Source organism: Catenovulum adriaticum (genome assembly GCF_026725475.1).
GTDB lineage: Bacteria > Pseudomonadota > Gammaproteobacteria > Enterobacterales > Alteromonadaceae > Catenovulum > Catenovulum adriaticum.
The window spans coordinates 633437-652560 of record NZ_CP109965.1 but is presented as its reverse complement, the minus strand read 5'-3'; the positions used below and the strand labels follow the sequence as shown (position 1 = coordinate 652560).

Here is a 19124-nt window from a genome sequence, read left to right as displayed (position 1 = left end):
TTACTCCATCACATCAGGTGAGTTAACCTTTGTTGGTTCGTTTTTAACATCCCAAATTAGCCTAGGATCAAATGCTTCTGCTGCCAGCATAGTGGTAATCACCACAGCAGCAAAGGATAACGCGGCAATCCCCGGCTCAACAACCATAAAGCCTCCTAGTTGCAGTAATGCAACTAAAATCGCAACCACAAAAATATCAATCATCGACCACCGGCCAATCAATTCTGTGTATTTATAAATAACAGTGCGCTCTTTTTTGTGGGTTTTAAGCCCTAATTTTAGTGAAAAACACAGCCAAATTAATACTAAAATTTTAGCAATCGGAATGACTATACTAGCTAAAAATATAACCATCGCAATGATATACGACTCTTGCTGCCAAAGCTCAATTACACCACCTACAATGGTATTGGGTTCGACCCGAGTAAATGCCACGGTAGACATTATGGGATAAATATTAGCGGGTATATACAAAATAATAGATGTGACTAACCAAGCTAATGTGCGTTCGTAAGAACGAGGTTGGCGCACATAAACTTCACCACCACACCGTGAGCAGTGTCCGTGCTGCGCCTGATTTAATTGATGACACACCAAACATAAAGCTAAGTGTTCTGATTTTGCTGTTTTAAATTTTGATGACATTTTACTTTATCCAAATAACGCCAAAATCGGTGCCGGTCTAAATTAGTTAAAGTCGCCGATAAACAAATTGTAAAACTAATATACCCCCACAAACCAATGCCAAACTCAATACTGGCCAATGCCGTTAATTTAGTCAAACTCGCTAATACAGCTACTAAATATACTTCCACCATACTCCAGTTTTTTAACTGAAAAATAATGCGGGCTAAGCGACAAGTACCAACCGCTATTTTGCGTTGAAATAACAATGGCCATAAAATATAAATTAAACTAATAATTAAACCTAAAGGTATCAGTAAAACAACCAAAAGTACTAAAATAGCCAATAAAACTTGGTCATATTGCCAAAAAACAAAGCTCGCTTCAGCTAATAGCATTTGATGATACTGACCCTGAGCATCTATTGCTAAAAAGGTAAACACATTACTCAAAACAAACAAAAATAAACTAGCAATCGCAAATGATAAACAAAACTGTAAGCTATATTTGGGCCGCTGAATCAGTTTTTGTTTACACATAGGACAAAAAGCCGCTTCATTGTGACTAATCGCTGGCGCGTCAAATAAACAATCACAAAATTTGCAGGCCATTTGCTTCATTTAAATAGCCCTACGTACTCATCTAATAAATGTGAAATTTGCATTACTGACGATTGACCAATATCAATGGCTTCTTGCGCTCGGTTAAATTCCATAATCCCAATATGGGTGACTTTTGGTTGGATCAAAATATCTGGCGGATCTGCCGCTAGGCGACTACGAGTAATTCGATTTTGCATGATATCAATTGCACCATTCGCCACAGCCATAAATCCAGGTGCAGAAGGTTCTGCAGATGCTTTGCGTTTTTTAATAATATTATCAATAAAGTTTTTACTATTGCCCAGCAAATCTTGAAATTTATTAGGCTGGTCTGGGTGAAGCTCTGGCGCAATTTCATTTGCATCTGTATATAAAATATCATGCGGGTTGGACAAAGGTTGAGGTTTACCTGAGTTTAAATCTACTGCAATCACATGTGTCGCGCCCATTGCCCGGCATACCGACACTGGCACGGGATTAACCACAGCGCCATCTATCATCCAATGCTGGTTAATAAATTGCGGAGCTAATACACCGGGAATAGCACATGATGCTCTAATCGCATCTAACATAGAGCCTTCGCTAAATACATGCTCTCGTCCAGTATATAATTCAGTTGCCACCGCTGCATATTCCGTTGAACAGTCTTCGATTTTAGTGCTACCTAGGGTATTTTCAAGTTGAGTAAATAGCTTGCTACCGGAAACCATACCGCCTTGTCCCATCCCCCAATCGAGTAAGCGAATTACTTGCCAAGTATCTAAAGTACGAACCCAAGTTTCTAAATCGTCTAATTTTTCAGTGCAATAAGCAGCCCCAACTAAAGATCCAATTGAACATCCAACAATAACATCCGGTTTTAAGCCCATTAGGTCCAGTTGTTTAAGAATGCCAATTAATGCCCAACCTCGCGCTGCGCCACTTCCTAAAGCCAAACCCAATTTAGCTTTTTGTTCACCTGCCATTGCTATTTATACCTCTTGTTGATACCAATCTATAAGATAACTTGTCGCCCATTTATCGAAATAGCGATGACTGATTAAGTTAAATTGCTTCTACGTTTTGAGTATACAAGCCACACATGAATAAATTAACAAGATAATGCTATAAGTTCACAAAAAGCTTGATTTACTTAACATAACGTTAGATTATCAAAGTGTTAATCATTATCTCTAACTCAGAGAAATAATACTATTTCAAAGTAACAATTTACGTTCTCTACATTATAAACAAGGCTCCTGAGTTAGAGTTAAATAATGAGAATAATGCAATTTTGGCATTTGACTCATTACCATATTTAAATCAAAAATTTTTATAAGCAGATAAACTGGGATTAAAGGATGTTTTTTTACGCGGCTCGCCAACCAATATTTACTCAAGATAAAGCACTATACGCATACGAGCTATTGTTTAGAGATAGCATTGTAAATGCGTTTCCAAATGTAGATGGCGATCAGGCAACTTCTAAACTCATTGAAGCTAGTCAATTTAATTTGGGCTTGGAAGATTTTACCGACCACCATCCAGCTTTTATTAATTTTTCAGACGAGCTTGTAATTAAAGGTTATCCACAGCTCATTCCAAAAGAGCAGCTTGTTGTTGAACTATTAGAAACAGCTAGACCCACTAAAAGACTTTTACAAAGCGTACAAGCGCTAAAGCAAGCGGGTTACCAAATAGCGCTAGATGACTACGTACATAACCCGGTTTGGCTACATTTTTTCCCCTATGTTGACATCATTAAAGTTGACTTTAGGACATCTACTAACGAGCAAATTTTAGAAATAAAAAAAGCAGCTTCTGACTTTGCCATTGAGCTGCTCGCTGAAAAGGTAGAGAGCCACGAAGAATTTAATCATGCAATTGAATTAGGATTTACCTATTTTCAGGGCTATTTCTTTAGTGAACCAGAAATGATGCAAAGTAAAGCGTTAGGCCCATCACAAATGAGTTTAGCCGAGCTATTGTACGAATCATCTAAATCTGAAATGAATTTAGATAGTATTATTACTATTTTTCAACGTGACGTAACTTTGTCGTTTAAATTATTACGGTATGCCAATTCAGCCGCATTTAAACGAAGAAATGACATTGAGACCATTCGCCAAGCGATTGTGGTTTTAGGCCAAGCCGAACTGAAAAAATTCTTAGCTGTGCTATTTGCAGCGCAAGTAAACACGAGCAAACCAGTAGAGCTAATCCGTTTATCGATGGGACGAGCTAATTTTTGTGAAGCTATTGCTAAATCACATCAAAAATTACGCGACCCTTCCACCGCCTTTTTAACTGGCATGCTGTCTGTCATTGATGCAATTTTAGATGAACCTATCGAAAGCGTCATGAATAAATTACCTTTATCTGAAGATATTAAAACCGCGTTAATCAAAAAGACAGGCATACTGGCCGATTATTTAAGTTTGGTACAGCATTACGAAAAAGCGCAATGGGATGACGCCAATGCCTTAATATCAAAATTAGGCATCGACGCTAATAAAGTACCTGATTTTTATCATGACTCAATTCATTGGGCGAGTGAACACGCAAACCAAATCGCTGAGTAGATAATTTAAAAATGGAAAACACCTTAACCCCGGTGTTTTCCAATATTTTCAATTTGTTTATTTAATGCATAACTACTTATATATACTTCAATAAAACAAATAACTAAAGAAACCACCAGCGACACCAAACTCAAACCAAAACTGAGATTAGCAAATAGCTCTAGTTTAACCAGCATTAATCCCATTGCTAAAGTGCACATAATAAATGAAAACACGCCCCAAAGCTGCATGTGCCGAATGAGTTTAACTCTCAATTTTAAATGTTCAATTTGCGCTCGCATATTTCCGTCTTCAGTTTCTTTATATTGCTTATATAAAGAACGAGTTAAGTCTGCAATCACTAAAAATCGATTGGTATAAGCTAATAATAATAACGAAATAGCAGGAAACAGAAGTGCGGGAGTAGTTATACCTATACTAGACAATTAAATTCTCCGATCATAAAAATGAACTTTAACTCTGACTTTAATTTGGTACGCTCAAAGTTGGCTATATGAATTCTACTGTATCGAACACAAAAAATAAAAATCACCAGCCTAAATACGTCATATAAGCGTAAATTTCTTTTGCGAGTCGGTTTTCCCTTACGGATAATCCAGATAAGCCAAAGAGTTGCCGTTGACGATAATGCATCGTTAAGTATTTTCGAGCCGCTTGCTGCCTATTTTTTACGGTGGCTAATGCCCAGCGGTTATCATGTTTTGACCATACGTCTAATATTGGCAAATCTAATTTAGCTATTTTAGCTGGTAGTTTTTTATTCAGGTAATACTCGGGTAAATAAGGCGATAAGAGCACCAGTGCATCAGGCATAGGTATATCACCAGCGGTTAAGCTTTCAATTAACCAACCTGCCGTTGCGCCTTGAGCCACCAGCAAGCGCAAACCAATATAGTTTTGCGCTTCTGTATTAAGCGCATTCACAATAAGTTTTAATTGATCTTTAATCGCCGCGCTATCCGCTACTTTAATTTGCTCTGCACCTAGGGTTGGTTGGCCTGTTAACACTTTTGCTTGTTCATCATCAAGCTGCCAAACACCTGCGCCATTATCAGGCGCAATACTACCTATAGTTATCCAGCCATAATCATTTAATAATAAGCGTAAATCAGCAAAACTTTGAGAGGCTTGTAAACCAATATCCGGTAATAAAATAGCACTGCCTTTAGGGTGAGGGCCGTTTTGTTCACTAATCATTACCGGAATACTTTGCTCGCCAGCCTGTACCGTTTTCACTTCATCACTTGGAAAATAGCGAGTTAAATCCGCTAACTGATTTTGGCTATGGCTAAGCTCTGCGGCAGTAGCTATAGAACAGACACAGCTAAAACCTAGAATAATTTGTAAGTGACGCTTATTTGGGCCGCTAAACCAGTTAAACATTTTGCAATGCTTCCTATGTAACTCAAACTAAAGTTTATTAATTTACTTATCGGCCAGTTAATCAATAAATAAAGAAAAATTCATATAAACGCAAGGGCGTATTGATCTGTCTTGGACAAGTTTAGTTCTAACTGAGCGCTTTCAGATCGTGGGGCGAGGCTTGTAGCATCGCAATTATATATAAGTCGAGTCCAGTTACCGCATCCTACTCCCGCTAAGTACCTGTACCCATGCAGGCAACCTCTTATCGCTCATTTATGTCGCGCAATTACACTTCAATCATTCTTAATTTTATAAAAACACCCAGTCACTACAAAAATGAACAAAACCGTACAAAAAGCCCTAAAAGCCTTTAATTAGCTTAACTAAGGTATCTAGTCGCTCGTTAGATAATTGACGGTAATCAAAATAGGGCGCAACAATCAGTTTATGTTTTTGATTTATCGCAAAGTGAGGAGAAAGCCAAGTGAGTTCAAACGGAAAATTGAGTTTAGCAGCATATGTACGGCCGCTAATAATATGAATTGTAGCGCTTTTTGAAAAATCAGGCGTTGAAAATAATAGTGCAAAGTTTTGATTTTCGGATAATAGCTGAGTGTCACGAAGCAATTGCCAAGTTTTGCAATTGTTAGGTTCAATCGCAAAACACAGCTTGGCAAAACAATTAAAAATTTTACGCCAATTATTGCTGGTATTGGCCAAAATAAAATTGAGTTCGCCTTTAGTTAATGGCGTTAGCTCAGTTTGTGCTAAATAACGCTCAATAGGCGGCCTGTGTTCAAAATAAACAGCAATCTTAAATTTAGGGTCACCAAATCCAATTTTAGTCGTGGATTTCATCTTAAGTCTCTCAGCAACCACTAAAATGGGCAAGGTGCCGTAAAATTAAGTACTTCAGCGCTAACCGGATGAGTAAAACCTAGCTCCTCAGCATGTAACTGTAATCTTGGTGCTAATTCTAATGCGTTTGAATGCGCATAGAGTCTATCACCCAAAATAGGATGCCCAATTGACAACATATGCACTCGTAATTGGTGTGAGCGGCCAGTAATAGGATGTAATATCACCCTCGTTGATTCGCTATCGCGGCTTAACACTTGCCAAAAAGTGCTCGATTTTTTGCCATTTACGTGCGCCACCATTTGTTTAGGTCGGTTAGGCCAATCACAAATAAGCGGGAGTTCAATCATCCCCTGCTCGGCTTCAACTTGTCCATATACACGTGCAATATAACGCTTAGTAGTTTGTCGTTCTTGAAACTGTCTAGCTAAATGCGAATGAGCTGGTTTATTAAGCGCCCAAACCATTAGCCCTGAAGTCGCCATATCTAGCCTGTGCACTATACCAATTTTTGGCCAAACACGCTGAGCTCTTGCTTCTAAACTATCTTGATGTTCCGGCAATTTACCTCTTACTGACAATAAACCGCTGGGTTTATTAAATACCACTATATCTTGATCACGATAAAGAATAGGTAATATAGGTTCTTGAGGCGGGTTATAAACAAAATGCATTCAATTTAAATCGCTAATTATATCTGTAGGTTATTGTACCTTTAATAATCTCCCCTTTGGAACCAGTTAATCAGAAATTATCCCAAGGCATTAAAACTGCCTTGGGATAACCGTTAACTTTGCGTCGCTTTATGCTTGATGACTCACTACAACTAGCCTTAACGCATCAAATTTAACCCTAGCTTGTTGAATATGTTCAACCAGCTCACTTTGCTGTTGAGCAAGTGACTCTAACTCAATGGCCCGAATATTCGGATTAACTTTCTGTAATGATTCAAGCCTTTGATATTCATCACCTAAGTTTTGTTTGATAGACTCTACCGCTTGTTCAATTAATTCACCACAAGCCGATTCAGCTATACTCTGTGCTTTAACGATTAACTCGTGCACCTGCACTTGCAGTGCCGTTGCCAATTGAGATCCCACTTGCCGACCCACAGGTTTTAGCTGCTTGTTTAAGTTATCAAAACTGACATTAGCGGCTAAGTTGTTACCCGCTTTATCTAGCAAAATGCGCACTGGTGTTGGCGGTAAAAAACGACCCGGCTGTAATTGTTTTGGGGCGCTGGTTTCAACCACGTAAATAAGCTCAACTAAATAAGTGCCTTCAGGCAATGCTTTATTGTTTAGTAAACTAACAGTGTTATTACCTATTTCACCTGCGTTAATCATTTCAAAACAGCCTTGAACCATTGGATGATCCCAGCTAATAAAACGCACATCTTCACGTGCAAGCGCCGCATCGCGTTCAAAACTTACTGTCATACCACCATCGCCTAATTCAGGAAAATGAGGTTCGAGCATATGATCTGTTGGGTTAACTGCTAAGCATCGATCGCCTTTATCGTCTTGCGAAACACCGTAAACATCAAATACCTGCAACATAAAAGCGACCAGTTCGGTATCGTCATCGATTTTTTCAATTTGCTCGGCAATGGCCTCACCATCAAAACCTTTTGAGTTAATCTCAAGTAATATATCTCGGCCCTGCTCCATTTGCTGATTTAAAGTTTCAACTTGAACTTTAGCTTTTTCAATTAAAGGCGCTAGGTCATCATCGTTATGATTATTTTGGCCCAGTATAGACAACAAAAATTCTTTTTGCTGTTCATATACATGAATGCCTGCTGGACAGGTTTGCGCATAAGCATTAATGCCATAGTGTTGCCATTTAAAAATAGTTTCACTAGCGCTTCCTTCAAAATAAGGCAAATGTATTTGAATATCATTTTTTTGGCCAATTCGGTCTAATCGACCTATTCGCTGCTCAAGTAAATCAGGGTTAAGTGGTAAATCAAACAAAACTAAGTGACGTGCAAATTGAAAGTTTCGACCTTCAGAGCCAATTTCTGAACAAATGAGTAACTGGCAACCTTCATCTTGATCAGCAAACCAAGCCGCAGCTCGGTCTCGTTCAACTATGCTCATGCCTTCATGAAATACAGACGCATTAATACCATGTTTTACACGAATTGCTTGTTCTAATGTTAAGGCGGTAGAGGCTCTCGCACAAATAATTAAAAATTTATCTGTTTTATTCTCTTTTACCTGTTCACTTAACCAGTCAACTCTGGGATCCACCCGCCACCATTCAATTTCGTCGTTAATAGCGCTTTCATATAAAAATTCAGGCGTTAATAAAGGCGCTACTAACTTTTCGTCAACTTGATTTTGTGAAATCGCGTCTGCATTGCGATTTAACCACCAATCACAAGCTGCTTTGTATTCTTGCGGAAGATCTAATTTAACAGGTAAAACACAACGCTTTGGAAAACCTTTAACTGAAGCTCGTGTATTTCTAAACAACACTCGACCCGTGCCATGTTGGTCAATTAGGCCTTTTAAGCATTTTTGACGAGCGATTTGGCGAATTTCGGGCTCTTTATTATTTAATTGTGCTGCGTTGTCATCAATATTAATTGATTGTATTTGCCCGAGCTGCTCAATTTCTTGTGCAGTTAAATCTTCTTCTGACACCAAGGTTTTAGCTAAATCAGCTATCGCTTGATAACCAGATTCTTCATCAACAAATGCTTGATAGCTATGAAAGCGATCTGGGTCTAACAACCTAAGCCGAGCAAAATGACTTTCATGACCTAGTTGATCAGGTGTTGCGGTTAGCAACAACAACCCGGCGGATACGCTGGCTAGTTTTTCAACTGCTGCATATTGATCGCTTACCTCGTCTTGACTCCATTTTAAATGATGCGCTTCATCTACCACCACTAAATCCCAGTGGGCTGTTAAAGCTTGTGATAAACGGCTTTCAGATTCACTTAACAACGCCATAGGCGCGATAATTAATTGCTCTGTTTCAAATGGGTTTTCATCGTCGGCTTGGTATTCTGCGCAACGCTCTTCATCAAATATCGCAAATTTAAGATTGAATCTGCGCAACATCTCAACCAACCACTGATATTGTAATGACTCAGGTAATAAAATAAGAACACGTGAAGAACGACCGGTTAAAATTTGCTGATGGATAATCATCCCAGCCTCAATCGTTTTACCCAGTCCAACTTCGTCAGATAACAAAACACGCGGCGCTATACGCTGGCCTGCTTCTTTAGCAATATGAAGTTGATGTGGAATTAGCGATGTCCTTGCACCAGCAAGTCCTACTAAAGGATGCGTTTGGTATTTGTGTTGTAATCGTAGCGAATCATATCTAAGGCTATACCAGTCATTACGATCAATTTGTCCGGTAAATAATCGGTCTTGTGGTTTGTTAAATTTAAGGTGATGGTTTAAGCGGGTTTCAATTAATTGAGCCACTTCGCTGTTATCGTCCCTTTGACCAAGATAAATATTAACCCCATCTTCAGTAACAACTTGTGCAACCGTCAGGCTCCAGCCTTCGGCGCTTTCAACTTTATCTCCCGGATTAAAGCTCACTCGCGTTAAAGGCGCACTGTCCATCACGTATTCTCTTTGTTCTCCAGTTGCAGGAAATAACATAGAAATTCGACGGCCATTCATGGCAACTATAGTTCCTAAGCCTAAATCAGATTCTGAATCACTAATCCAACGTTGCCCTAATGCAAATTCACTCATTATTTAAACTCACTCCTCAAATCTGGCCGCGTATGTTACCTAAAGCTGCATTGGCTTTCACTGAATAATTACACTTAACGCCAGTTAATTGAACCAACTGTTTAATTAAAGAACAAGCTGGCCCTTTTTGTGAAATATTTATTTACTATCGTATTTATCTTTTTTATTTTTGAGCCATCAATAATATTAAAAAGATCGTAAATTTGTTCAAAAAACAAACAAACGAGTTAGCTATCTGAAAATAAATTAAAAAATGCTTGCTCAGATCAAAATTTAGTCTAATAGTAAAGTTATAGGGAAAAATAGGACATACCACGACCGCGTAAAGCTTAGGGCTTAATTAAATACAATAACGTAAATATCCCATCAACCGCCAGATTGGCCATTGGAGGCAAAATGAGCGAAGCACACACCAAAATTTATATTTTAGATACAAATATCCTTTTACATGAACCTTTTGCTTTTCTCAATTTTCAAGAACACGATGTTTATATTCCAATGACGGTATTGGAAGAGCTAGATGCAATAAAAGATCGTAAAAAAGATGTTAGCCGTGATGCCCGAATTGCAATTCGAGCATTGGAAGAAGCTTTACAAGATGCTCCACCCGAAGACATAGTGCAAGGTGTGAGCATTGCTAAATATTCAGCGGATCATAGTTCTACTGGTAACCTAGCTATTTTTCCAGATCACCTTTTAAATCAAGAATTAGTTACCTTACCCGGCCCCGAAAACGACAACCACATTATAAATGCTGCACTGCATTTACAAAAAGAAAAGTCTCCCCGCCAAGTCGTATTAGTTACAAAAGACATCAACATGCGTTTAAAAGCTAAAGGGGCTGGCTTAGAGCGAGTTGAAGATTACAAAACCGATCAACTTATTTCTGATATCAAATATTTGAGCACAGGCTATGTTGAGGTTGAAGGGGAATTTTGGGAAAGCGTTACTAACTGTGACAGTCAAACATCCGGCCGCGAAACCGTACACACAGTGGCTCGTGAAGTTTTACCACAAACCGTTTTTATCAACCAATATGTTTTTGACCAAAATCATCATTTTGCGGGCAAGGTCGTTGAACATGATAGTGCGAATGTTCGGCTAAAAGATTTAGGCTATGAACGCATGATGGGACGAACTGCGTGGGGCATCTCTCCTAAAAATTTTCACCAAGCGATGGCGCTTGATTCGTTGTTGGATACCAATATTGACCTCACTTTATTAACCGGACCAGCTGGCAGCGGCAAAACTTTATTAGCCTTGGCTGCAGCACTTGAAATGGTGGTTGAAAAAGGCATTTATGAAAAAATAATAGTCACCCGAAATACGCCTGAAATAGCTGAGTCAATTGGTTTTTTACCTGGAACCGAAGAGGAAAAAATGGCACCTTGGTTAGGGGCCATCAATGATGCGCTTGATTTCTTACACCGCCACGATGAGTGTCGTGATAGTAGCATGCGTTATATTATGGAAAAAGCAAACATTCAGTTTAAATCCGTCAACTTTATGCGCGGGCGTAGTATTCAAAAATCAGTGGTAATTTTAGATGAGTGCCAAAATATGACCTCACAACAACTGAAAACGATAATAACTCGAGCAGGCGAAGGCACCAAACTCATTTGTTGCGGTAATTTAGCTCAAATTGATAGCAATTATTTAAGCCCGCTAACCTCTGGTTTAACCTATATTGTTGAACGATTTAAAGATTTTGAAGGTAGTGCAACCGTGCATATTGCTGGTGTTATGCGCTCTCGACTCGCCTCTTTTGCAGAAAACAACCTGTAAGCTCAAAGCTTCTTGAAAACTAAACTCAGTTCATTCTTTGCCTGAGTTTAGTTTATCAAGCCTAACCTTGGCTTTATTGACCACTTGAAACTTTTCTGCTTGAGATAATATTATCCAATCTAGTTTTTCATCTTTTGAGCGCCCACAGCCAATACAAATATCAGCTAAATTTAATCGGCAATCACCAATACATGGGTTTTCAACTTTATCATTTGAACTAAAATTTTGATTCATTTTGAGCAATACACTGTTTTAATTTCATAATTTAAGCCTAATTTAATAAAATAAACTTAAAACTCGGCTAAATATCGTTATACTCATTTTATATGGATTTTTTGCTCAGGTCTTAATAAATATTATGGTAATAGATAAAACGCAAGCACTGGAACGTTTAGCAGGTAATGAAGCCTTATTAGATATGCTAATTAATAAATTTATTACTGATAACCAAACTTCTAGCGACACTATAACTCAAACGATTCACCAGGGCGACTTAGAATCAGCATCTCATTTAGTTCATTCCATCAAAGGCGCTGCCGGTAACCTAAGCATGAATGATTTATTTGTTTCTGCAAAAGCGTTAGAAACATCTCTTAGACAAGATGAAGCTGTCAACCCAAACCTGCTAGATACATTTAACCAAGATTTAAACGCTGTTTTAGCCTTAAATCGCAAGTAATTTATCAAATTATGACGTTTATATTAGATAAGCCAACTATTTTAATTGCCGATGATGAGCCGATTAACGTTAGAGTACTAGCGCAGAATTTAACGCCTAACTACCGAATTAAAACTGCCACTAACGGCCAAAAAGCACTCGCTATTGTTAACTCAGATGATCCACCTGATTTGGTTTTACTAGATATCCAAATGCCCGATATGGATGGCTATCAAGTTTTAGTCGCCATGCGCCAACAAGACTCAAGCAAAAATATTCCTGTTATTTTTATTACAGCAAAAGACGGCGCAGAAGACGAGGCTAAAGGATTAGATTTAGGTGCGATGGACTACATAACGAAACCTTTTAATTTACCGGTCGTTAATGCCCGAGTAAAAAATCAAATCGCGCTTAAACAAAAAACGGATTTATTAGAAAAATTGGCATTAATTGATGGTTTAACAGAAATCCCGAATCGCCGCCATTACGATTCTAGGATTGAAGTTGAGTGGCGTCGAGCGATTAAAGACGGTCTACCTTTATCTTTGGTCATGATCGACATCGATGAGTTTAAACTATTTAATGATAATTATGGGCATGCTCAGGGAGATGTTGCGTTGAAACGGGTTGCAGCTATCACTGCGAGCCAGTTAAAACGTAATTCAGATTTAGTCGCCCGATATGGCGGAGAGGAATTTGTCGTTTTATTGCCTGATTGCACACTCGCTTTTGCACGCACAATTGCCGACAACATTCGCCAAGCAGTTTACTCACTTAACTTAGAGCACGAATACGCTAAAGCTAAACAGGTTACCGTAAGCTTAGGTGTAAGCTGCATAATTCCCAGCCGCGAACAATCAGTTGAAAGTTTACAAAAAAAGGCTGATGAATTATTGTATTTAGCCAAAAAAAGTGGCCGTAATAAAGTGGTTGCCGAGCCATTTAATTAACTTAATTAAACACTAAATCACTTAATCTTAAGTTAAAATGATAAACTGGCGTTTTTTATGCTTTCATTGAGGTCGAAATAAAAGCATAAAAAACACGGTACTTTCAACTCTCAATAGCGCAACTTAACACATTTCAACTTTGTACGTGCTAGCAATTTAAATAGTAAATGGATAACTAAGTGACTCAGTTAGATAAACAAGACAACCTATTAAAAGCATTCAAAATTTTATTAAAAGAACAAAATTTTTCATCACAAGCTGATATCGTTGAAGCATTAAAAGAGCAAGGTTTTGATAATGTAAGCCAATCTAAAGTGTCTAGGCTATTAAGCCGTTTTGGAGCTGTGAGGGCTCGTAACGCAAAACAAGAGATGGTTTACTGTTTACCGCCTGAACTAGGCATACCCACAACTGAAAGTCCATTAAAGCAACTCGTATTAAGTGTAAATAGAAACCAATCACTTATCATTATTAAAACGTCTCCAGGTGCAGCGCAACTGATAGCAAGAATGTTAGATTCGCTAAATCATGATTTAGGGGTATTGGGTACCATTGCAGGTGATGACACTATTTTTGTAGCGCCACTGGATAATAATGAAATAGAACAGACGCAACAAAAATTAACTGACTTTTTTGAAACAGTCTAATCAGTATAAAGAGCTCATCTATTAAACTCTTTATACTATTTTAATTTTATCGTTGATTTTTAAATTAAAGCTGCCACTAAACCAAAAGTCCCTCCAAATACGCCGCCCCAAACAACGAGCCAACCTAAGTGCTGTTTAATCATGTCTTGCACTATGGCTTTAATCATTTTAGGCGTTAATTCATCCAATCGCGTAGAGACAATTTGTTCGACTTTATTTCTTAGTTCTTCGATAACACTAGGTTGCTCAACTGAATCTTTTAATAATTCATTGAATTCATCACTTTGACTAATTTCAATTAACTTAAGTTTGATTTTTTCAATAAAAGGCTCTTTCAATGGTTCGATTGCAGAAGCGCCACCAAACATCGCTAACATGCTGCCAAATTTAGACTCATTAACCGTACTGACTAGTGAGTCATAAGCAGGTTCAAAGTTTATTTTTTCTATTACAGGCGCAAAATTAAAGTGATTAGCATGACCTTGTTGATCAGTTAGAAAATTATCAATATTCTGATGAGTAAAAAATTGTTCCATCATTAAATTTTTAATGGCAGATTTAAACTCTTCAAATCTATCTTCAATTACCCCTGAACCATATAGCCCCGGCACTTTTTCAAATAACATATGCACTGCAAGCCAGTTTGTAAAAGCGCCAGATAGCGCAAATAAGCCAATAGACAAAACCATTGGGTTATCTAAAAAATATCCTATGGCAGTTAATACAGCTGCGAGTAAATTAGTGATTAAGCTTTTATTCATAAATAATTCCGGTAACAGTCATGGTAATAAGAAACGATAAATAATCGAACAAGATGCGAATTTTAAAGAAAATTAGATTTATGCTAACGATTTCACTATTATCAATCAAGTATGCTCATAATAAAAGAGAGAAACCATGTTTGCGGCTTGTTACGCCCTGCTAAAAAAGCTATCCCTTACATCCTTGAAAGCCAGAGTCGTATTAGCCATTTTAGGCTCTAGTCTAGCCACTACTTTATTGGCTATTAGTATTTTTAGTGCGTTTCAATATCAAACTTTTCATGCACAAGTAAATAATGATGTACAAGAAAACATTAATATTATTATCGAGCCGTTATCCGAGGCATTATGGAGCTTTAAAGGTGAAACCGCACAATTTATTGTTAACGGGTTAACGCAACTACCTTTTGTTTCTGCCGCCAAAGTCACAAGCGAAACTTCTGAAGTTTATTTGGTTGGCGAAAGCGCCTCTCAGCCTACTTATATACACCAACTTATTTACCAAAATGAAAATGTAGGAGAGCTTTGTGTTTGGTTAAACAATATCGCACTCGATCAATATATATTAGATTCATTAGTCTATATTGCGATAGTTTATATTTTATCATCCTTGATGATTACCTTAATATTAATAAAACTCTTTGATTTTATGGTATCTCGGCATTTATTTTTAATTGCCAGCAGTTTAAAAAAATACAATGTCAGTGCAAGTTCAAATGAGCATATTAATTTAAATCGACATCCTTGCATCAAAGATGAACTGAGTATGATCGTCGATAATTTGAATCGACTTAAATTAGATACCAGTAAATTCATTTCAGCCAAACAAGAATTCGAAGACCACTTAACATATCAAGCTAACTATGATGATTTAACTGGACTACCTAACCGCCGCTATGGGCTTAGCTTATTAGAAAATAAGATAAAGGCTAATAATTCTGACTTCTCGTTGATGTTTATTGATTTAGATGGTTTTAAAGAAATAAATGATACCCACCAACATTTGGTCGGCGATCAGATTTTGCAAATTGTTGCAGATAGGCTAAATAATATTGCGTCATCCTACCCGGCTGATGTGGCCCGCATTGGTGGTGATGAATTTATGTTTATCGTCGATATAAATGGTGTCGCTTTAGAGAACTTAGCTGGCATCATTATTAATACGATAAAAGCCCCTTACCATATTAACAATGATAAATTACTACTTAGTTGCAGCATAGGTATCGCTAGTTACCCAACCGATGCTCTTAGTGCAACAGCGTTAATCGCTAATGCTGATACAGCAATGTTTGAAGCAAAATCTGCAGGTAAAAGCCAGTATAAACAATTTTCTGCTGAAATGTTTGATTCGCTCATGTTTAAGTCAAAATTAAAAAATTCGCTGGGGTCAGCTATTCAAAACCAAGAAATTAGCGTGTATTTTCAACCTATTTTTTCAATTGATAATACTGAATTACTTGGGTTTGAGAGTTTATGTCGTTGGTATAACCCTGAATTTGGACATGTAAGACCTGACATTTTTATTGCACTGGCTGAAGAAACAGGTGATATAGTTAATATAGACCGCTTTGTGTTAACTCAAACAGTTCAACTTTTACATTCACTTGAATCATATTGCCCTAATTTATTTGGCACTGTTAACTTTTGTCCTTTAGATTTTGCACAAACTGATTTAATAGCATTTTTAAGCCGTTTGCTAACAAAATACCCTTTAACTCAAACAAAACTTGAAATAGAAGTTACCGAACGATCGCTATTGCATAATGATTCAGAAAGCGGTATTCAAACTATTTTAAATGCGTTGAGTAAATTAGGGGTTAAAATTTCTATTGATGATTTTGGGACTGGCTATTCAGCTTTAAGTTATGTGAAGCATTACCGCCAGTATATTTCAAAAATAAAAATAGATAGTGTTTTTATTCGTGATATTGTAGCAGATAAGGCTGATTCGGCACTCGTCAACGCAATCATAAAAATGGCAGAAGGGTTAGAGATGAAGGTGGTAGCTGAAGGCATTGAAACGCATGCTCAACGTACCACATTAAACCAGTTAGGTTGTGAATATGGTCAAGGTTACTTAATCAGTAAGCCGCTCAGCCAAGATGACTTTTTAACTTATATCAATACAAAAAATAGTAGAGCAACAGCATGAGAACAATAGCCAGAGGGATATTTTCGCCTATCCTGAATCAATTCGAACAAGGCACAAAAGCATTTAACTACAAGCCATTAAATCGCATTATTTTAAATATAGTTGGAGTACTATTTTTACTATTAACTATCAGCATTTTTTATCTTGTGCCAAGCGATCAATCAGGCAAATTTATTCCAATTATCATTTTCGGCTTAGCAAGCTTAGTTTGCCTAGTAGTTGGCATATTAGGTAATAATAGAGCCGTTGCTAAAATTTGGGGCAGCTGATTGCTGCTAAACAATGTTATCAATAAAAATCATTCGTTGGTCAGTTTTAATTTTACTGATAATAACCATTATCAGTTTATTAAACTGGTTGTTTCCCACGCAGATAGCAACAAAAAATTCAGCCTTTATCAAAGTAAAACCCGCGGCTTTTTCAACAAAAAATGTTGATGAAGTTAAAAAATCTCCAGTGGCGAACTCCCCCTCGGATTTGTCACTCAGTAAATCCGAAAAAACAGTCATAATTCCAGCCTCCGCACCTAAAACTGTCACCATAAAAAATATCGCCGTAATCGAAGCGATGACTGGATCAGTGATATTATTATCTAACGAGTTTAACTTCAATGAGGCGGATGATGAATCTAAATTTGCTTACTTAGCTGCACTCGCACAATGCGCTCAATTTATGCGATACGCACAACAAGGCTACTTAAAAATAATAAAAGAAACTGAGCAAACTAAGCCAAATGCTAAGATCTCAATTACCAAGCAAAAACAAATAACAAACTGCCAAGGTGCACCAGTAGAATTAATTAGCCCTGTTTATTCGATGTTAGAAAAATTGGCATTAAATACTAAAAATACTGAGGTCAGTATCCAAAGTGATTTATTACTATCGCATTTACCTAATATTCAGCCTTCAATAACGACAAAAGAGGCACAAGAAGACGTATTAGCTCATTACAAAAAACAATTGATGTGGCTTGAGCACGCAAGGCAACAAGGTAGCTTAGAAGCCGTGCTAACATTAGCGATACGTTACCAGTATGGTGAAGTTCCGGATCCGGTAACTGCAAGCAGTTACTATTTAACTTTACAAAATATTGCCCCTGAATATCAGCTAACAGATCAAGTCAAAAAACTTACTGAAAATTTAAAAACTTGGCAGTTAACGCAAGCTAAGCAAAACAGCCAATTGTATCTTAAACAAATGGAACAATTAAATACGCTATACAAATGGTAACCACTTATTAACCAATAATTGGAATTTATCAGCTATAGTTTTTCAAATATACCCAACTTCATAAATGTTAAACCGTTAGACTAAATATCAAAATCAGTATTTTGTTAAATCACTTTTACCTTGATGTCTAAGTAAAAACAAAATTCGCTTTAATAATTCACTTACATTTGGGGCTATTCACGTTAAGCTAAAATCACACCCTTTACTCCTATTTTAAGGCCTGAATGAACACATATTTTGTGGTTTATAACCTAGATTAAAGATTGGCGTATCAGCTGCATAGCGAATTATCAAAGGCGCTCTATTCTGCGCTTTTTTCGAATGCATATAAGCCTCCTACCTACTAGTTAATTCACCATATTGAAGATTACAAAGCTTCATTTATTGCCCATACATTTTCGGTTCACAATTATCTCGCCTGTTATTTTTAAGAGCTGTTTAAATGGTTCTAATTTGCTACTACCTATAATTTTTGTCCGGTATTGCTTCAGATCAAATCGTAATCGAGTTTATGTGTCTGCTTTGAATCATGTTATGAATCGTAATTCGATAAAAATATAACTACTGAGTATTGCGAACCATATTTTCAGGTCATTGTTGATAATCTAGTGACGGCTTAGATTTGTAGGATGGACAAAATACAAAACTTGATATGTTAGATCGCCATTACGATTAGAATTGGATTTCGTTTAGGTGAAGGTGCGCCAGTTTATTCCAGTCTGACAAGTTTGCTAACTGCACTAGGAAAACAAAAAAGGCGCCCTAAGGCGCCTTTTTTAATAATCAGCTAAATAAGTTTATTCAGCTGATTCTGTTGCTTCTACTTCAGCTTCATCAACTTCTGGTCTATCAACCAATTCGATGTAAGCCATAGGTGCGTTATCACCTGTGCGGAAACCACATTTTAAGATGCGAGTATAACCACCTGGACGAGACTCATAACGAGGACCAATCTCAGAGAATAATTTACCAACAACTTCTTTATCACGTGTACGAGCAAACGCTAAACGGCGATTTGCAACACTATCTTTTTTAGCTAGTGTAATCAGCGGCTCGATAACACGACGCAGTTCTTTCGCTTTTGGCAATGTAGTTTTAATAATTTCGTGACGAACTAAAGAGCCCGCCATGTTACTAAACATTGCAGTACGATGACTGCTGTTTCGATTAAGCTGACGTCCACTTTTACGATGACGCATAATG

20 protein-coding genes are annotated in these 19124 nt (G+C 37.4%); 8 read left to right on the top strand and 12 right to left on the bottom strand.

What is annotated here, in order from left to right; all coding sequences use genetic code 11:
* The 3 genes from OLW01_RS02905 to rssA are packed head-to-tail and all read right to left on the bottom strand — an operon-like array spanning nucleotide 1 to nucleotide 2191.
* Nucleotides 1-645 (bottom strand): paraquat-inducible protein A, encoded by a 645-nt coding sequence (locus tag OLW01_RS02905; RefSeq protein WP_268075128.1) that lies wholly within the window; start codon nucleotides 643-645, stop codon nucleotides 1-3.
* Entirely contained in the window at nucleotides 606-1244 is a 639-nt protein-coding gene (locus OLW01_RS02900) for a paraquat-inducible protein A (RefSeq protein WP_268075127.1), read from the bottom strand. Before OLW01_RS02900 ends, OLW01_RS02905 begins: the two co-directional genes overlap by 40 nt.
* Nucleotides 1241-2191, bottom strand: coding sequence for a patatin-like phospholipase RssA (gene rssA / locus OLW01_RS02895; protein WP_268075126.1), 951 nt, complete (start codon nucleotides 2189-2191; stop codon nucleotides 1241-1243). The genes OLW01_RS02900 and rssA overlap by 4 nt, the downstream gene beginning before the upstream one ends.
* A 375-nt stretch (nucleotides 2192-2566) precedes the next feature.
* Here rssA and OLW01_RS02890 point away from each other — a divergent pair, with 375 nt between their 5' ends.
* Nucleotides 2567-3787: an EAL and HDOD domain-containing protein gene (locus OLW01_RS02890; protein ID WP_268075125.1), complete on the top strand. Its 1221-nt coding sequence runs from the start codon at nucleotides 2567-2569 to the stop codon at nucleotides 3785-3787.
* 23 nt (nucleotides 3788-3810) lie between these two features.
* Here the strand turns inward: OLW01_RS02890 and OLW01_RS02885 are convergent, their stop codons facing one another.
* The 5 genes from OLW01_RS02885 to rapA all read right to left on the bottom strand — a co-directional run bounded on the left by OLW01_RS02885 (nucleotide 3811) and on the right by rapA (nucleotide 9738).
* Nucleotides 3811-4212: a DUF2721 domain-containing protein gene (locus tag OLW01_RS02885; protein WP_268075124.1), complete on the bottom strand. Its 402-nt coding sequence runs from the start codon at nucleotides 4210-4212 to the stop codon at nucleotides 3811-3813.
* A 103-nt stretch (nucleotides 4213-4315) separates the two neighbouring features.
* Complete coding sequence (locus tag OLW01_RS02880) at nucleotides 4316-5170, bottom strand: DUF3530 family protein (RefSeq protein ID WP_268075123.1); 855 nt, start codon at nucleotides 5168-5170, stop codon at nucleotides 4316-4318.
* Nucleotides 5171-5512: 342 nt separating this feature from the next.
* Nucleotides 5513-6010, bottom strand: coding sequence for a DUF6942 family protein (locus OLW01_RS02875; RefSeq protein WP_268075122.1), 498 nt, complete (start codon nucleotides 6008-6010; stop codon nucleotides 5513-5515).
* 20 nt (nucleotides 6011-6030) lie between these two features.
* Nucleotides 6031-6684, bottom strand: coding sequence for a bifunctional tRNA pseudouridine(32) synthase/23S rRNA pseudouridine(746) synthase RluA (gene rluA, locus OLW01_RS02870; protein ID WP_268075121.1), 654 nt, complete (start codon nucleotides 6682-6684; stop codon nucleotides 6031-6033).
* A gap of 129 nt (nucleotides 6685-6813) precedes the next feature.
* Complete coding sequence (gene rapA / locus OLW01_RS02865; RefSeq protein WP_268075120.1) at nucleotides 6814-9738, bottom strand: RNA polymerase-associated protein RapA; 2925 nt, start codon at nucleotides 9736-9738, stop codon at nucleotides 6814-6816.
* Nucleotides 9739-10134: 396 nt separating this feature from the next.
* Between rapA and OLW01_RS02860 the strand changes: the two genes are divergently transcribed.
* Nucleotides 10135-11523, top strand: a complete 1389-nt coding sequence (locus OLW01_RS02860) for a PhoH family protein (RefSeq protein WP_268075119.1) — start codon at nucleotides 10135-10137, stop codon at nucleotides 11521-11523.
* Nucleotides 11524-11553: 30 nt separating this feature from the next.
* Here OLW01_RS02860 and OLW01_RS02855 read toward each other — a convergent pair whose 3' ends face one another.
* Entirely contained in the window at nucleotides 11554-11757 is a 204-nt protein-coding gene (locus tag OLW01_RS02855; protein ID WP_268075118.1) for a DUF1289 domain-containing protein, read from the bottom strand.
* 124 nt (nucleotides 11758-11881) lie between these two features.
* Between OLW01_RS02855 and OLW01_RS02850 the strand changes: the two genes are divergently transcribed.
* The 3 genes from OLW01_RS02850 to argR all read left to right on the top strand — a co-directional run bounded on the left by OLW01_RS02850 (nucleotide 11882) and on the right by argR (nucleotide 13778).
* Nucleotides 11882-12202, top strand: coding sequence for an Hpt domain-containing protein (locus OLW01_RS02850; protein WP_268075117.1), 321 nt, complete (start codon nucleotides 11882-11884; stop codon nucleotides 12200-12202).
* An 11-nt stretch (nucleotides 12203-12213) separates the two neighbouring features.
* A complete protein-coding gene (locus tag OLW01_RS02845; protein ID WP_268075116.1) occupies nucleotides 12214-13131 on the top strand; it encodes a diguanylate cyclase in 918 nt (305 codons plus the stop codon).
* A gap of 179 nt (nucleotides 13132-13310) precedes the next feature.
* Nucleotides 13311-13778: a transcriptional regulator ArgR gene (gene argR, locus OLW01_RS02840; protein WP_268075115.1), complete on the top strand. Its 468-nt coding sequence runs from the start codon at nucleotides 13311-13313 to the stop codon at nucleotides 13776-13778.
* 59 nt (nucleotides 13779-13837) lie between these two features.
* Here argR and OLW01_RS02835 read toward each other — a convergent pair whose 3' ends face one another.
* Complete coding sequence (locus tag OLW01_RS02835; protein WP_268075114.1) at nucleotides 13838-14539, bottom strand: DUF445 domain-containing protein; 702 nt, start codon at nucleotides 14537-14539, stop codon at nucleotides 13838-13840.
* Between the two features lie 136 nt (nucleotides 14540-14675).
* On the opposite strand from OLW01_RS02835, the gene OLW01_RS02830 reads away from it, so the two are divergent.
* Together OLW01_RS02830 and OLW01_RS02825 are read left to right on the top strand one after the other, a co-directional pair.
* Entirely contained in the window at nucleotides 14676-16691 is a 2016-nt protein-coding gene (locus OLW01_RS02830) for a putative bifunctional diguanylate cyclase/phosphodiesterase (protein ID WP_268075113.1), read from the top strand.
* Nucleotides 16688-16960 carry a hypothetical protein gene (locus OLW01_RS02825; RefSeq protein WP_268075112.1) on the top strand — a complete coding sequence of 91 codons (273 nt, stop codon included), beginning with the start codon at nucleotides 16688-16690 and terminating at the stop codon, nucleotides 16958-16960. The genes OLW01_RS02830 and OLW01_RS02825 overlap by 4 nt, the downstream gene beginning before the upstream one ends.
* 6 nt (nucleotides 16961-16966) lie before the next feature.
* Here the strand turns inward: OLW01_RS02825 and OLW01_RS02820 are convergent, their stop codons facing one another.
* Nucleotides 16967-17233, bottom strand: coding sequence for a hypothetical protein (locus tag OLW01_RS02820; RefSeq protein WP_268075111.1), 267 nt, complete (start codon nucleotides 17231-17233; stop codon nucleotides 16967-16969).
* A 37-nt stretch (nucleotides 17234-17270) separates the two neighbouring features.
* Between OLW01_RS02820 and OLW01_RS02815 the strand changes: the two genes are divergently transcribed.
* Nucleotides 17271-17921 carry a hypothetical protein gene (locus tag OLW01_RS02815; protein ID WP_268075110.1) on the top strand — a complete coding sequence of 217 codons (651 nt, stop codon included), beginning with the start codon at nucleotides 17271-17273 and terminating at the stop codon, nucleotides 17919-17921.
* Nucleotides 17922-18718: 797 nt separating this feature from the next.
* Here OLW01_RS02815 and rplQ read toward each other — a convergent pair.
* Nucleotides 18719-19120 carry a 50S ribosomal protein L17 gene (rplQ, locus tag OLW01_RS02810; protein WP_268075109.1) on the bottom strand — a complete coding sequence of 134 codons (402 nt, stop codon included), beginning with the start codon at nucleotides 19118-19120 and terminating at the stop codon, nucleotides 18719-18721.
* Between the last annotated feature and the right edge of the window lie 4 nt (nucleotides 19121-19124).

Coding starts and splice junctions, on each gene's coding strand:
- OLW01_RS02905 (WP_268075128.1), bottom strand. CDS start 645: ATGTCATCAAAATTTAAAACAGCAAAATCAGAACACTTAGCTTTATGT.
- OLW01_RS02900 (WP_268075127.1), bottom strand. CDS start 1,244: ATGAAGCAAATGGCCTGCAAATTTTGTGATTGTTTATTTGACGCGCCA.
- rssA (WP_268075126.1), bottom strand. CDS start 2,191: ATGGCAGGTGAACAAAAAGCTAAATTGGGTTTGGCTTTAGGAAGTGGC.
- OLW01_RS02890 (WP_268075125.1), top strand. CDS start 2,567: ATGTTTTTTTACGCGGCTCGCCAACCAATATTTACTCAAGATAAAGCA.
- OLW01_RS02880 (WP_268075123.1), bottom strand. CDS start 5,170: ATGTTTAACTGGTTTAGCGGCCCAAATAAGCGTCACTTACAAATTATT.
- OLW01_RS02875 (WP_268075122.1), bottom strand. CDS start 6,010: ATGAAATCCACGACTAAAATTGGATTTGGTGACCCTAAATTTAAGATT.
- rluA (WP_268075121.1), bottom strand. CDS start 6,684: ATGCATTTTGTTTATAACCCGCCTCAAGAACCTATATTACCTATTCTT.
- rapA (WP_268075120.1), bottom strand. CDS start 9,738: ATGAGTGAATTTGCATTAGGGCAACGTTGGATTAGTGATTCAGAATCT.
- OLW01_RS02860 (WP_268075119.1), top strand. CDS start 10,135: ATGAGCGAAGCACACACCAAAATTTATATTTTAGATACAAATATCCTT.
- OLW01_RS02855 (WP_268075118.1), bottom strand. CDS start 11,757: ATGAATCAAAATTTTAGTTCAAATGATAAAGTTGAAAACCCATGTATT.
- OLW01_RS02850 (WP_268075117.1), top strand. CDS start 11,882: ATGGTAATAGATAAAACGCAAGCACTGGAACGTTTAGCAGGTAATGAA.
- OLW01_RS02845 (WP_268075116.1), top strand. CDS start 12,214: ATGACGTTTATATTAGATAAGCCAACTATTTTAATTGCCGATGATGAG.
- OLW01_RS02835 (WP_268075114.1), bottom strand. CDS start 14,539: ATGAATAAAAGCTTAATCACTAATTTACTCGCAGCTGTATTAACTGCC.
- OLW01_RS02830 (WP_268075113.1), top strand. CDS start 14,676: ATGTTTGCGGCTTGTTACGCCCTGCTAAAAAAGCTATCCCTTACATCC.
- OLW01_RS02825 (WP_268075112.1), top strand. CDS start 16,688: ATGAGAACAATAGCCAGAGGGATATTTTCGCCTATCCTGAATCAATTC.
- OLW01_RS02820 (WP_268075111.1), bottom strand. CDS start 17,233: ATGGTGACAGTTTTAGGTGCGGAGGCTGGAATTATGACTGTTTTTTCG.
- rplQ (WP_268075109.1), bottom strand. CDS start 19,120: ATGCGTCATCGTAAAAGTGGACGTCAGCTTAATCGAAACAGCAGTCAT.